At 47.4% G+C, this 13,239-nt stretch carries 11 protein-coding genes; 5 read left to right on the top strand and 6 right to left on the bottom strand.

The features are described 5' to 3' along the window. Nucleotides 1–6: 6 nt before the first annotated feature. From HMPREF1212_RS15015 to HMPREF1212_RS15000, 4 genes are read left to right on the top strand one after another with little or no spacing between them, the layout of a single operon-like run. On the top strand, nucleotides 7–2,670 hold the full coding sequence (locus HMPREF1212_RS15015; protein ID WP_046149897.1) for a DUF5916 domain-containing protein: 2,664 nt from the start codon (nucleotides 7–9) through the stop codon (nucleotides 2,668–2,670). A 60-nt stretch (nucleotides 2,671–2,730) separates the two neighbouring features. After that, nucleotides 2,731–2,931 carry a PspC domain-containing protein gene (locus tag HMPREF1212_RS15010; protein ID WP_046149896.1) on the top strand — a complete coding sequence of 67 codons (201 nt, stop codon included), beginning with the start codon at nucleotides 2,731–2,733 and terminating at the stop codon, nucleotides 2,929–2,931. Nucleotides 2,932–2,933: 2 nt separating this feature from the next. Then, on the top strand, nucleotides 2,934–4,952 hold the full coding sequence (gene uvrB / locus HMPREF1212_RS15005; protein ID WP_028730459.1) for an excinuclease ABC subunit UvrB: 2,019 nt from the start codon (nucleotides 2,934–2,936) through the stop codon (nucleotides 4,950–4,952). Between the two features lie 14 nt (nucleotides 4,953–4,966). Then, nucleotides 4,967–5,815, top strand: a complete 849-nt coding sequence (locus HMPREF1212_RS15000) for an N-acetylmuramoyl-L-alanine amidase-like domain-containing protein (RefSeq protein WP_046149895.1) — start codon at nucleotides 4,967–4,969, stop codon at nucleotides 5,813–5,815. Here the strand turns inward: HMPREF1212_RS15000 and HMPREF1212_RS14995 are convergent. After that, on the bottom strand, nucleotides 5,809–8,091 hold the full coding sequence (locus HMPREF1212_RS14995) for a DUF5686 family protein (RefSeq protein ID WP_081693451.1): 2,283 nt from the start codon (nucleotides 8,089–8,091) through the stop codon (nucleotides 5,809–5,811). The two genes, HMPREF1212_RS15000 and HMPREF1212_RS14995, sit on opposite strands and share 7 nt — an antisense overlap. 90 nt (nucleotides 8,092–8,181) lie before the next feature. Here HMPREF1212_RS14995 and HMPREF1212_RS14990 point away from each other — a divergent pair, with 90 nt between their 5' ends. Continuing rightward, nucleotides 8,182–8,853: a Crp/Fnr family transcriptional regulator gene (locus tag HMPREF1212_RS14990; RefSeq protein WP_369800839.1), complete on the top strand. Its 672-nt coding sequence runs from the start codon at nucleotides 8,182–8,184 to the stop codon at nucleotides 8,851–8,853. Nucleotides 8,854–8,934: 81 nt separating this feature from the next. Here the strand turns inward: HMPREF1212_RS14990 and kdsA are convergent, their stop codons facing one another. From kdsA to HMPREF1212_RS14965, 5 genes are all read right to left on the bottom strand, one after another. After that, nucleotides 8,935–9,738, bottom strand: coding sequence for a 3-deoxy-8-phosphooctulonate synthase (kdsA, locus tag HMPREF1212_RS14985; RefSeq protein ID WP_028730463.1), 804 nt, complete (start codon nucleotides 9,736–9,738; stop codon nucleotides 8,935–8,937). 524 nt (nucleotides 9,739–10,262) lie between these two features. Continuing rightward, nucleotides 10,263–11,180: a tRNA (adenosine(37)-N6)-dimethylallyltransferase MiaA gene (miaA, locus tag HMPREF1212_RS14980; protein ID WP_046149894.1), complete on the bottom strand. Its 918-nt coding sequence runs from the start codon at nucleotides 11,178–11,180 to the stop codon at nucleotides 10,263–10,265. 71 nt (nucleotides 11,181–11,251) lie between these two features. After that, complete coding sequence (gene gap, locus HMPREF1212_RS14975; RefSeq protein ID WP_028730465.1) at nucleotides 11,252–12,253, bottom strand: type I glyceraldehyde-3-phosphate dehydrogenase; 1,002 nt, start codon at nucleotides 12,251–12,253, stop codon at nucleotides 11,252–11,254. A gap of 238 nt (nucleotides 12,254–12,491) precedes the next feature. Further along, nucleotides 12,492–12,881, bottom strand: coding sequence for a hypothetical protein (locus HMPREF1212_RS14970; RefSeq protein WP_028730466.1), 390 nt, complete (start codon nucleotides 12,879–12,881; stop codon nucleotides 12,492–12,494). Beyond that, nucleotides 12,829–13,236 carry a phage holin family protein gene (locus HMPREF1212_RS14965; RefSeq protein ID WP_028730467.1) on the bottom strand — a complete coding sequence of 136 codons (408 nt, stop codon included), beginning with the start codon at nucleotides 13,234–13,236 and terminating at the stop codon, nucleotides 12,829–12,831. The genes HMPREF1212_RS14970 and HMPREF1212_RS14965 overlap by 53 nt, the downstream gene beginning before the upstream one ends. Nucleotides 13,237–13,239 lie beyond the last annotated feature (3 nt).

Raw genomic sequence — 13,239 nt, 5'->3', positions numbered from 1 at the left:
TGTGAAATGAAAAACCGGTCGCCCTTTGTTGCCTTATTGTTGCTGTGCACTGCCTTTTGTCATGCACAGCAGGACTCTATCGTCCCCTTCGAAGATGCTTACAAACGTACCTATACCATAACGAAGGTGGCGGGGGAGAGACCGGTCATGGACGGCCGTCTGGACGAAGACTTCTGGACGAAGCAGGGGGAATGGTCTGACCGTTTCGTCCAGATCATCCCTTATGAACGGCAATTCACCAATTCTCCTACCTATGTGAAGCTATTCTACGATAATAAATATATCTATGTCGGTGTCTATTGCAAGGACATAAGGCCGGAGAAGATGAACCGTTTCATCGGGAACCGCGACGACAACAGCATGGGCGACCTGATCAGTGTGGCGTTCGATACCTACCATGATTACAGGGCGGCGCCCGAATTCAATATCAACCTGGGAGGAAACAAGACCGACCTGGTAGTCACCGACAAACTCAATGTCAACCTGAGCTGGAATGCCGTATGGGAAGGCAAGACACACATCGACCTGGCCGACTCGAGCTGGACGGCCGAATTGCGTATCCCGTTCAGCCAACTCCGGTATAACCAACTTTCCGCCGATGGGATCTGGGGGCTGCATGTCCGCCGCATCATCCGCCGTAACAACGAAGTGCAGAACTGGAGTATGATCCCTCTGAAGAACAACGGACACGTTTTCTCTTTCGGGGAGATGCACGGGATGACGGACTTGCCCAAACCAAGAGGTATCGAGTTCCTTCCTTATGTGATGGGGAAATACCGGAACGAACCGAAGATACCTGGAAGCCCTTACCAGAAAGGGCATAGCTGGGGAGGCAATGTCGGGCTGGACGCCAAATTCGCTTTGTCCGATTTTACGCTCGACCTGACGATCAACCCGGATTACGGGCAGGTGGAGCTCGACCCCTCGGTGATGAACCTGACCGCCTACGAGACTTTTTACGACGAGAAACGTCCTTTCTTCCTCGAAGGGAAACATATCCTGGACTTCGCCAACGGCAGCGATATGATGTTTTATACCCGCCGCATCGGAGCAGCCCCTTCGTATAGCCCCGAGGGGATAGACAATATAAACAGCTTTGCCGACAGCAAGGAGAATGTGCCTATCATCGGCGCCCTGAAGCTGACAGGAACGAACCGGCAGGGGGTGACGGTGGGAGTGGTACAAAGCGTAACCGCCCGTTCGTCTGCCAAAGTGACCCGCAACGGTGCGGAAGATGTGGAAGTAGTTGAACCCCTGACGAATTACACGGTTGCCCGTGTGCAGAAAAACTGGAAAGGGAACAGCCTGCTGGGGGGAATGGTTACGTCCGTCAACCGTGCCCTGGATCAGCCTTACCTCGAAGATTTCATGGTACGCAACGCCTTTACCGCCGGGATCGACTTCACGCAGTATTTCAAGAACCGGCTTTATTATATCGATATGAAAGGGATGTTCAGTTCCCTTAGTGGCAGCAAAGAAGCGATTGCCCTGCGGCAGATGAGTCCGGTTCATTATTACCAGCGGGCGTCTGCTTCCGATTATCTGGGTGTCGACCCGGATCGCCGTGCCCTGAACGGGACAGGCGGATATGTGAAAGCCGGACGGAAAGGAAACGCGAAATGGGCTTTCTCCGAAACATTCAGTTGGTCGTCTCCCGGCTTCGACCTCAACGATATGGGATATATGAAAGAGGCGGACAACCGGACGAATGAGTCGGAAGTGGCTTATCGCCAGACCGATATCTGGAAGATGTTCCGTTATAATGCTTTCACGCTGACGCAGAAAAACCAGTGGGATTACGGAGGCAATCCGTTCAGCAACGACCTGGCTCTCCGCTGGCAGAGCATGACGATGAACCGGTATGAAATGGATATGAAGGAGACGTTCGTATGGAACCGCCTCGACAGCCGTATGCTTCGCGGAGGCCCTGATATGCGTCTCGATCCTTACTTCCAGACTTCCGTCAAAGTCAATACGGATAAGGCCAGACGGGTGATGTTCATGCTTAAATATGAAGGCAATCACAATCTCGACGGTTATAACCGTTTCAACACGCTGATGCCGAGCCTGACTTTCCGCCTGGGCAACCATGTCTATCTGTCGGGGCAGGTGGATTATGCCTGGAACACGGACAATATGCAGTATGTCGGGACGCTGAAGTCGTCGAAAGGCCTGTTTACCCAAAATGACCCGTCCCTGCTTTACCTGATGGGGCATATGGAGCAGAAAACGTATGGGCTGACTATGAAGTTGCAGGTGAATGTGACTCCTGATATCTCCATCCAGTTCTACGGCTCTCCGTTTACCTCTACAGCGAAGTTCAGCGACTTTAAGGAAGCGGCCGATACCCGGTCGCATACGTACGACAAGCGCTTCCATGTCTTTACCCCGGATGAGATCAGCTATGCGGATGGCGTCTATGCGATAAAGAATGGCAACCGGGAGGCTTCGTTTGCGAACCCGGATTTCAGTTTCAATGAGTTTCGTTCCAACCTGGTGGCACGCTGGGAGTATCTGCCGGGTTCCACTCTTTACTTTGTGTGGGAACACCGGATGTCGAATCAGGACAACCGGATGGTAAGCGGCTGGGGGAACAACCTCGACCGGATGTTCGGCCTTCCGGCAACCAACACTTTTATGCTGAAGATGAATTACTGGTTCAATTTATAACCCCATATCTTCTTCCTTATATATATTATCCTTATCTTTACGAAACTAAAAAGACAAATCATGGAAGAAGAACCTAAAAAACTGACCCGTTCGAATAACGGTATGATTGCCGGTGTATGCGCCGGCATAGCGGATTACTTCGATTTAGACCCAACGCTGGTTCGTGTCGGATATATCCTGTTGAGTCTGTTTACGATGTTTTCCGGAGTGATAGCCTATTTTATCCTTTGGTTGGTAATACCTAAAAAGACTTTTTATTAAGAATGAACTTTGAATTATCATCACCATTCAGCCCTACGGGAGATCAGCCGGAAGCAATAGCGGCACTGACCGAGGGCATTGAGAGTGGTGTGCCTTTCCAGACGCTCCTTGGGGTGACAGGTTCCGGAAAGACATTTACTATTGCCAATGTGATCAAGGAGGTGCAACGGCCTACTTTGATACTAAGTCATAATAAAACACTTGCTGCACAGTTGTATAGCGAGTTTAAAGCTTTCTTCCCCAACAATGCGGTAGAATATTTCGTTTCCTACTACGATTATTATCAGCCGGAGGCTTATCTGCCTTCTTCCGATACCTATATCGAGAAGGATTTGCAGATCAATGAAGAGATAGATAAGCTCCGTCTCCGTACCACGGCTTCTTTGTTGTCGGGGAGAAAGGATGTGATCGTGGTGTCTTCCGTCTCCTGTTTGTATGGTATGGCGGATCCGACTGCCTTTGCCGAGAAGGTGACCCATCTGGAAAAAGGGATGCAGATCGACCGCGACAGGTTATTGCGGCGGTTTGTCGATGCACTGTATGTAAACAACAAACTGGAGTTCAATAGCGGCTGCTTCCGTGTGAACGGCGATACGGTCGATATATTCCCGGCTATCGAAACATTCGACGGCGTGGCTTACCGGATAGAATTCTGGGGCGATGAGATCGACCGCCTGTCTTCCTTCGATCCGAAAACGGGGCAGGAGATAGACGAACAGGACGAACTGAATATCTATCCGACCAACCTGTTCGTCACTACCCAGGAACGTATCAACGCTGCTATCGGTCAGATCGACGTTGATCTCGGCACACAGGTGAACTTCCTGAAAGAGATAGGCAAACATTACGAAGCGAAGCGCTTGTACGAACGTGTCACTTTCGACTTGGAAATGATCCGTGAGCTGGGGCATTGTTCGGGTATCGAGAACTATTCCCGTTACTTCGACGGGCGTGGAGCGGGCGATCGTCCTTACTGCCTGCTCGATTATTTCCCGAAGGATTTCCTGTTGGTGGTCGATGAAAGCCATGTAACGATCCCTCAGATACGTGCTATGTACGGTGGCGACTATTCACGAAAGAAGAACCTGGTGGAATATGGTTTCCGTCTGCCTGCCGCGATGGATAACCGTCCGCTGATGTTCGATGAGTTCGAGTCGCTTACCCCGCTGGCCATTTATGTGAGTGCGACGCCTGCCGATTACGAGTTGGAGAAGAGCGAGGGGATCGTGGTAGACCAGGTGATCCGCCCGACCGGACTTCTCGACCCGATTATCGAAGTGCGCCCGACCCTGAACCAGATCGACGACCTGATGGAAGAGATCACCCAACGCTCGGCAGTCGACGAGCGTGTGCTGGTGACAACCCTTACCAAACGCATGGCGGAGGAACTGACTTCTTACCTGACCCGTATGGGAATACGTTGTAACTATATCCATAGCGATGTCGATACCCTGGAACGTATCCAGATCATGGATGACTTGCGCAAGGGGCTTTTTGATGTCCTGATCGGCGTCAACCTGCTTCGTGAGGGACTCGACTTGCCGGAAGTTTCGTTGGTCGCTATCCTCGATGCCGACAAAGAGGGCTTCCTTCGTTCGCACCGTTCGCTGACACAGACCGCCGGACGTGCCGCCCGTAACGTGAACGGGAAGGTAATCTTCTACGGCGATAAGATAACCGATAGTATGCGCCTGACGATGGACGAAACGACCCGTCGCCGTGAAAAGCAGCTGGCCTACAACGAACTGCATGGCATCACGCCTAAGCAGGTGATTAAGAATAGTGTCTCTCTGCTGGGTGAAAAGCAGGCTACCGCCGAACCGTATGCTTATATCGAACCGGAACCAAGCTTGGTGGCCGATCCTGTTGTTAAGTATATGAGCCGTCCGCAACTTGAAAAAGCCATCGAGCGTACGAAGAAACAAATGACCGAAGCAGCCAAAAAGCTCGACTTCCTCGAAGCCGCCCAGTTCAGGGATGAGTTGATCAAATTGGAAGATCAGTTGAAAACAAAAGCGTAGAAAGAAATGAACCTATGAAGACAATCTTATTATTCATCTTTACCTTCTTTTTCTTTTGTGGCCAGGCAGCCGACAAAGTCTACTATACCGAAGCAGACCGGGCTGTTTTTGACCGCTATCTCTCAACCATGCTGCCCGACAAATCCTTGCCCACCGGCGAGTTGATGGTTAAGACCGCCCGTTTCTTCCTGGGCGTTCCCTATGTGGCTGCCACGTTGGAGAAGGAGCCGGAAGGACTGGTGATCAACCTGCGGGAAATGGATTGTATGACCCTGGTGGAAAATACGGTAGCCCTGACAAGAACCCTGCAAAGTGCTTCTCCTTCCTTCGATATGTTCTGTAAGACGCTGCAATCCCTTCGCTATCGCAACGGAGAGATCGACGACTATACGAGCCGCCTGCATTATACGACCGACTGGATATTCGAGAACGAACAAAGAGGTTTCCTGAAAGATGTAACCCACGGGATCGGAGGGGTATCCCTTCCGGTGTCAGTCTCCTTCATGTCTACCCACCCGGATAGTTACAAACCGTTGAAGGAGAATCCGTCGTTGGTAGCAAAGATCGCTTCGAAAGAAAAGGAGATCAGCGCCCGTCCTTATTATTATATTCCCGAATCAGAAATCGACAAGCTGGCATCCGGCATAAAAGAAGGCGATATCGTCTGCTTTGTCACCACGATAAAAGGCTTGGATATATCGCATGTCGGTGTGATTTGCCGGGTAGGAGAGAAGCTGACCTTCGTTCACGCTTCCACGACACAGAAGAAAGTGATCGTCAATGAGGCGCCTTTGCAGGAATATGTCGAAGGCATCAAACGGAACAGCGGGATAATGGTTGTCCGTCCGCAGGCAAATCATTGAAACAATTCGAAGGCGAACTTGATACCGATATTCTGGTATTTCCACCTGTCGAACCCGGCAAAGGCGGCAACGTTGAAGATATGGTTACCGAAACCATATCCGACTTCCGTGTAGCTGGGTAACACCGGTGTCCACAACTGGCTGAAGTAAAATCGTTCGGACAGGATATATTTGGATGTCTTTTTCTTGAACAACTGCGACAGGATAAAAGGACTTTCGTACATCAGATGCCCTTGCACGTACTTGTCGGAGGCATTGAACCAGAAACTTCTCAGCTGGTTGAATACCCCGCCGAACTCATCTCCCCACGATTCCGGGAATTGCCTGCGGGAGAAATAGCGGAAGTCCGCAAAGTAAATAGACTTCGGATTCAGGTACACCCCGCCGCTGAGGTGATAATTCAGTTTCCGAGACAATCCCAGCGGGATGCTTTGATGGATGTCGGCTTCTATACGCGCATAGTCACCCGTACTTTTGCCTACTCCGGGGATGGCACGGGCAAACTCTACGGATATGGTCGGATAGTGGGAATAGAGGTACTCCTTCCGGTATCCGTCCATCCAGTAATACTGGCGGGGCGTATAGGATATTCCGATCACAGGGGTAAAATCGTGGTAATTCTCGTTGATCAGTTCTTCCACTCCCTCTCCCGGATCGGGTATTTCACTTTTTTTCTTTACCGGAATGCGGCGGTGATAAGTGACGCCTGCCCACAACTGAAAGCCGTTGAACAACTCTATATTATTTCGTATTTCCGCATAGTAATGTTTAAAATACTCCAGGTTAAGGTCGTCGAAGTTGAAGGATGAATCCTTTAACTGCTCGTTGATATCCTTCATGATGGCGGACGAGTAGCTCTCGTTGCCGTTACCGAAAGAGATGCTGAGTATTCCCTTCTTCTCCGGTTGGTATTCCCAGTCGCCGTTTACGCTGAAAAATATTTCCTTTCTTTTGAATACGAAACCGACATCCGGACGGAAACGGATCTGGCGGTCTTTGTCGAATGTCTTACTGATGCGCAGACGTTGCCTGTAAGTGATACCGTTGTGTCCCGAATATCCTAACTGGAACGGGTTGAAGATTCCCGAATATTTGAGACGGGTCGTTTTATAATCCATGCTCATCGTATTGGTGAACTTTTCCGTCAGCTTCAGATATTTGGTGATATTGGCGGTGTCTGTCTCCTGCTGGGTTTCCTTGTCGACTATCTCGTACAGTTTATTTTCTTCCGGGGTCAGCGGAAGGTCGCGTTCCTTATTCCAGAAAGCCGTATCGCGGATAATAGGTACGGTGTCTGAGGATAGTTTATAGTATCCGGTGAGGTCTAACGATCTCCATTTCTTACTTTCGTTATCTTCTTCTACCCATTCGACGGCGTTGTATTTGAAAGATGAGTGATAGCTGGTCGCGATCACGTTCCCCAGCACATGGTAGCGGAGGAACAGGCTGGCTTTGTCCGGGAGGATGAAGCGGCGGTAGTCCCTGCCGAACGTCATTACCAGGTTGAACTCTGCGAAGTCGAAACGCCCGTTCACATCGATCTTGTCGATGATCCATGATTTATCGCGGATATACAGGTCGCCGCAGACCAGCTTCTGGCTCCACAACTTAGGCATAAACCTGATTTTATATATCTTCAGTCCGGTAGAGTCGGAGACTTCCTCGAGGTTGAAGGAATAAAACTTCGATGCGCTTTTGGTCATAGGGGTGATGATCCCCTCGTTATAGATAGTGGAGGAATATACGTTGAGGTTCAGGAAACCTAATGCTTCCTGCTGCTTTTTGCTGTTTGGGATGCTGTTCCCGTTCACTGCCTGGAAATTATGCAGGAAACTGTTCGGGGCGGTGAACTTGGAGTTGCTTACCATCTCGAAGATCATGTCTTTGTTTTTCCTGTCGACAGGAAAGAGATGGTGGCCGAACCGTAGCAGAAAGTTGTGTTTGAGTATCTCTGTACGTCCTTTGATGTAGATCTCGGCTTCGTACTTGGATAAGATATGCTGGTATTTATCGGCATTTTTAATTACCTCTTTCATAATGGAATCTGCCCGCACGGACGACTCCGTTTTCTCTTTTGAGTCGGGCAATACCCTGCTTCTATAACCACTTTCCGGTTTGGCGAAAGTCGTTACAGTCAATAAAATCAGAGCAAATATCAAAACGTATCTTTTCAACAAATTATCACCCCTTTTGCTACAAACGTAACGAATAAAATTTGAATTAGTAGTAAAAGAAAGTAAAATGTAATTGAAAATACAATTTATCGTATTAAACATTTTACTAATTCAAAAGAAAAGTTGTACATTTGTGCTTCATAAGTATGTTATAAAACAGTCGTGGTTAAGCAACAAAAAGAAGAGGTCGATCTGTCGGCCAGTTTAGCAGAAGTATGGAGAGTTCTGACCGATAAAGAACGGGAGGTGCTCCGTAATAATTCGACGATCCAGCATTTCAAACGTAACGAGTTGATCTATTGCGAGGGCGACGAACCAAGGGACATGATGTGCTTACTAAAAGGCAAGGTGAAAATCTTTAAGGAAGGTGTTGGCGGTCGAAGCCAGATTATCCGTATGATTAAGCCTGTTCAGTACTTTGGTTACCGTGCTAACTTTGCTCAGGAAAACTATTTGACAAATGCCTCTGCATTTGAAGCATCTGTCGTTTGCCTGATACCGATGACAGTTGTTACTGATTTGCTGATGGGTAATCCGCATCTGGCTATGTTCTTCATTCGTCAGTTGTCGTTTGATCTGGGAGTTGCGGACGAACGCACCGTGAATCTCACTCAAAAGCATATCCGGGGTCGTCTGGCAGAGTCTTTGTTATTCCTGAAAGATAGTTATGGCTTGGAAGAGGACGGTGCTACTTTAAGTATCTACCTGTCCCGTGAAGATCTGGCAAATCTGTCGAACATGACTACTTCCAATGCAATCCGTACATTATCTACCTTTGTCTCCGAACGTATCATCGCTATCGACGGACGAAAAATCAAGTTGATAGACGACGACAAGTTGAGGAAGATCAGTAAGATGGGATAATAAAGACCAGGATATTTGAGAATATAAAAGAAAGGGCTTTCGTTAATCGAAAGCCCTTTCTTTTTATGGTTAAGCGATTGTTTACCGGATCGCTTCGCGAATACGAACCAGGCGTGTCAGCAGTCCTTCCAGTAGATCCAGTTGCAGCATATTGGCGCCGTCGGATTTTGCCTTGGAAGGTTCCGGGTGTGTTTCGATAAAGAGACCGTCTGCTCCTACGGCAATGGCTGCTTTGGCGATTGTCTCTATCAATGCGGGCAGGCCACCTGTTACTCCTGATGTCTGGTTGGGTTGTTGCAGGGAATGGGTTACGTCCATGATAACCGGGTAACCGAATGTCTGCATTTCAGGAATGCCGCGATAATCGACAACCAGGTCGGTGTAGCCGAATGTCGTCCCGCGTTCCGTCACCATGACATTATTATTACCTGCATCGGCGACCTTCTGTACGGCAAACTGCATAGCTCCCGGAGAAAGGAATTGCCCTTTCTTGATGTTGACGATCTTTCCTGTTTGTGCGGCTGCAACCAACAGGTCGGTCTGCCGGCAGAGGAAAGCGGGGATTTGCAGGACATCCACATATTCGGCGGCCATAGCTGCTTCGTGTGTTTCATGGATATCCGTTACCGTCGGGATGTTGAAGGTTTCGCCTACTTTACGGAGTATCTTTAACGCTTTCTCGTCGCCTATCCCGGTGAATGAGTCCAGGCGGGAACGGTTTGCCTTGCGGTATGAGCCTTTAAAGATGTATGGTATATTCAGCTTTTCAGTAATACCAACAACCTTTTCTGCGATACGCAACGCCATATCTTCTCCTTCGATCACACAAGGGCCGGCCATCAGGAAGAAGTTCTCTTTATTCTTAAAATCGTTTACTGTTATCATAATTGTTTGAATTTATATTTCGTTATTAAGGTTCAACATTTTCTATATCTATCCGATATAACAAGGAATAAGCTATTTTAACTAATGCATGATCATTTTGCTCTCAAATAACGATCTGTGCTACTGCATACCGGCGTATTTATCCGTTTCCCCGGACTTTTTTCTTCCAAAGCTATTGCTTTATTACGCCCGGATACCTGCTTTTTGTTTCCGGAATGCCCGTTTCAATACTGTTTACACCCCCGTCTCAATGCCGCTGACACCCGGGTGTCGGGACTGTCAACACCCGGGTGTCAACCAACTTTTATTACTATCTATCTGAACTTTAGTCATATACTTTCTGAAAAAATACTACTTCCCGTTTCATTTTAAAACAGGATAGTGATAGTTCAGTGATAGATGAGTGATAGTTAAAACGACCAACTATCACTGTTCAAATAGCAGATATATAGCTATTTACATCAAAAAGTGATAGTGTGATAGTTTATTTTAAAAAAACATTTATGTATTCCTTTTTATATTGTTTATCCGTTCAATAATTCCAATGTCCTTTCTATCTTTTCTTCGGTCGGCAGGGTGGCATCGATCCAATGGATCGTGCATCCCCGGCGTTCCATTCCGCGGAACCACGTCATTTGCCGTTTGGCAAACTGGTGGATGGCTATCTCCAACTGGGAAACCATCTCCTCGTATGAAAGTTCACCGATGATATATAATGTCAGATACTTATATTCCAGTCCGTAGTAAATAAGATCTTCCGGCTTTACGCCCGAGTCGATGATCCCTTTTACCTCGTCGACCATGCCTTCATCCAAGCGCGTACGCAATCGTCTGGATATTTTTTCACGACGCAGCTCACGGTCTATATCTATACCGATGATCAGGCTGTCGATCGGATCGTATTCGTTGGTATCCGGGGCTTGCGCCTTGTAATACTCTTCGATCTCTATCGCCCGGATCGCTCTCTGGGCAGTGTCGACGTCTGTTTTGTTATGCAAAACCTTGTAGGTCGACAATATTTGCTCCAGTTCTGCCAGTGATTTCTCTTTTAATGACTCACGCAGCTCCGGATTCTGGGGGACATCCAGCAGTTTATATCCCTTTAGTACAGCTTCGATATACATGCCCGTGCCGCCGCAGAGGACAGGCAGTTTCCCTTTCTCCCGTATATCCTGATAGGCACGGAAGAAATCGTGCTGGTATTCGAAAACGTTGTATTTGTATCCCGGATCACAGATGTCGATCAGGTGATAGGGGATAAGCTTACCGTTGACGGTATAATCGGCCAGGTCTTTCCCGGTGCCAATATCCATGCCACGGTAGATCTGGCGGGAGTCGGCACTGATTATTTCCGTATCCAGCCGGTCGGCCAGGGCTGCGGCAAAAGGAGTTTTACCGGAAGCGGTCGGCCCAAGTATCGTAATAAGTTGATATGTTCTCATCTTAGTGCAAAGATACAAAAAAAGCCGTCCACTTTGCAGCGGACGGCTTCCATATACTGATTTGTATTTGATTACTTACCAGCGATAACGCGAGCCATTTCACAAACTTTGTTTGAATAACCCCATTCGTTGTCGTACCAAGATACGATCTTAGCGAAGTTGTCATCCAAAGAGATACCAGCTTTAGCATCGAAGATAGAAGTGTTAGAGCAACCACGGAAGTCAGTTGAAACAACTGCATCTTCTGTGTAACCCAGTACACCTTTCAATTCGCCTTCAGAAGCTTCTTTCATAGCAGCTTTGATGTCGTCCATTGTAGCAGCCTTTTCCAGAACTACTGTCAAGTCAACAACAGAAACGTCAGAAGTCGGAACGCGGAAAGCCATACCAGTCAGTTTACCGTTCAATACGGGAAGAACTTTACCTACAGCCTTAGCAGCACCTGTAGAAGAAGGGATGATATTTTCAAGGATACCACGGCCACCTCTCCAGTCTTTCTTAGAAGGACCGTCTACTGTTTTCTGAGTTGCAGTAGCAGCGTGAACTGTAGTCATCAAACCTTTAACGATACCGAACTTGTCGTTCAATACTTTAGCGATAGGAGCCAAGCAGTTAGTAGTACAAGAAGCGTTAGAGATGATGTCCTGTCCTGCGTAAGAAGTATGGTTAACACCATAAACGAACATAGGAGTAGCGTCCTTAGAAGGAGCAGACATGATCACTTTCTTAGCACCAGCCTGGATATGTTTGCGAGCTGTTTCGTCTGTCAGGAAGAAACCAGTTGATTCAACTACAACGTCAGCACCAACTTCGTTCCATTTCAGGTTAGCAGGATCCATTTCTGCAGTCAAACGGATTTTGTTACCGTTTACAACCAAATTGTTACCTTCTACAGCAACTGTGCCATCGAAACGGCCGTGTACTGAATCATATTTCAGCATGTATGCCAAATAATCAGCATCCAACAAGTCGTTGATACCTACGATCTGAATATCATTGCCGAAGTTTTTAACTGCAGCACGGAACACCATACGTCCGATACGGCCGAAACCGTTAATACCTACTTTAATCATTGTAATAAAACTTTTATGGGTTTATTAAAAATATTACGTAAAATCCATTTAACAGCCACAAGGAGTTGCGCACGAAACCAACATCAGGAGCATTCCTGTGAATGCGATCAAAAGAGAAATACTATGTTTCATTATTTATCCTTGTTTTTAACGACTGCAAATGTAGTCATGTTTTTTCTATTTTACATTTATTATGTAGAGAAAAATATGCCCTCTAACATAAATTAATTGTTCACGGCTATTTCTTTTTCTTGAACAATAAGCCTGTAAACCAGCTCTGAGCCTTTCGTATTCCCCAGGTAAGCAAAAATGGCTTAACAACGTCCCATGCGACGGGAAGAAGGCCTTGCGCTATGCTTAAGTAATCCGAGAAGCCGATAGGGATTGCTGCTTCTGCGGGGGAGGCGGATGAGGCCGACGGGTCGGCAGATTCTGTTTTTTTCGATTTAGTGTTCGGGAATAATAAGGTGGTAAAACCGGAAATCAGCAGATTTCCTGCATTCTCCTGGATATAAGAAAAGTCGTCATTCAGTTTTTGTTCCTGTATAACACATTGCCTGCGGATACGCTCTTTATCAGAAATCAGCTTCTCCAGCGGTGTCAGGGGCTTGTTTTGCTTCTGTTGCATCGTCTTTTTCGTCATTACCGTTTAATGCTGCGATCACTACGTTGAGTACTGTATGGCAGATTTTACCTTTGTTCATTATAATGAGCCCGATCAATAGGAGGTATAGTACTGCCACAAAGGCAAACCCGGTTCCCATCGAACCGAAGATATCTCCCATAAAGAACCCTAAAGCCAGGAATATGAACAGGATAGCGAAGAAAGCCAAAAACAGTAAAATTAAGCCATACGAAAGAACCGCGATCAGTTGGCCGCTTCTTTCGTATGTGCTTAACTTCAAAAGTTCAAGCTTTAACTCTACATAAGCTGAAACGTCTTCTTTCAGCTCACGAAAGATTTTTCCTGAATCCTTTTCCATAAA

The organism is Parabacteroides sp. HGS0025 (assembly GCF_000969845.1).
GTDB lineage: Bacteria > Bacteroidota > Bacteroidia > Bacteroidales > Tannerellaceae > Parabacteroides > Parabacteroides gordonii.
This window is presented reverse-complemented; position numbering and strand designations above follow the sequence as displayed.

Bases quoted from the DNA above. Each gene is read 5' to 3' on its own strand.
- HMPREF1212_RS15015 (WP_046149897.1), top strand. From the start codon at position 7: ATGAAAAACCGGTCGCCCTTTGTTGCCTTATTGTTGCTGTGCACTGCC.
- HMPREF1212_RS15010 (WP_046149896.1), top strand. From the start codon at position 2,731: ATGGAAGAAGAACCTAAAAAACTGACCCGTTCGAATAACGGTATGATT.
- uvrB (WP_028730459.1), top strand. From the start codon at position 2,934: ATGAACTTTGAATTATCATCACCATTCAGCCCTACGGGAGATCAGCCG.
- HMPREF1212_RS15000 (WP_046149895.1), top strand. From the start codon at position 4,967: ATGAAGACAATCTTATTATTCATCTTTACCTTCTTTTTCTTTTGTGGC.
- HMPREF1212_RS14995 (WP_081693451.1), bottom strand. From the start codon at position 8,091: ATGTTTAATACGATAAATTGTATTTTCAATTACATTTTACTTTCTTTT.
- kdsA (WP_028730463.1), bottom strand. From the start codon at position 9,738: ATGATAACAGTAAACGATTTTAAGAATAAAGAGAACTTCTTCCTGATG.
- miaA (WP_046149894.1), bottom strand. From the start codon at position 11,180: ATGAGAACATATCAACTTATTACGATACTTGGGCCGACCGCTTCCGGT.
- gap (WP_028730465.1), bottom strand. From the start codon at position 12,253: ATGATTAAAGTAGGTATTAACGGTTTCGGCCGTATCGGACGTATGGTG.
- HMPREF1212_RS14970 (WP_028730466.1), bottom strand. From the start codon at position 12,881: ATGCAACAGAAGCAAAACAAGCCCCTGACACCGCTGGAGAAGCTGATT.
- HMPREF1212_RS14965 (WP_028730467.1), bottom strand. From the start codon at position 13,236: ATGGAAAAGGATTCAGGAAAAATCTTTCGTGAGCTGAAAGAAGACGTT.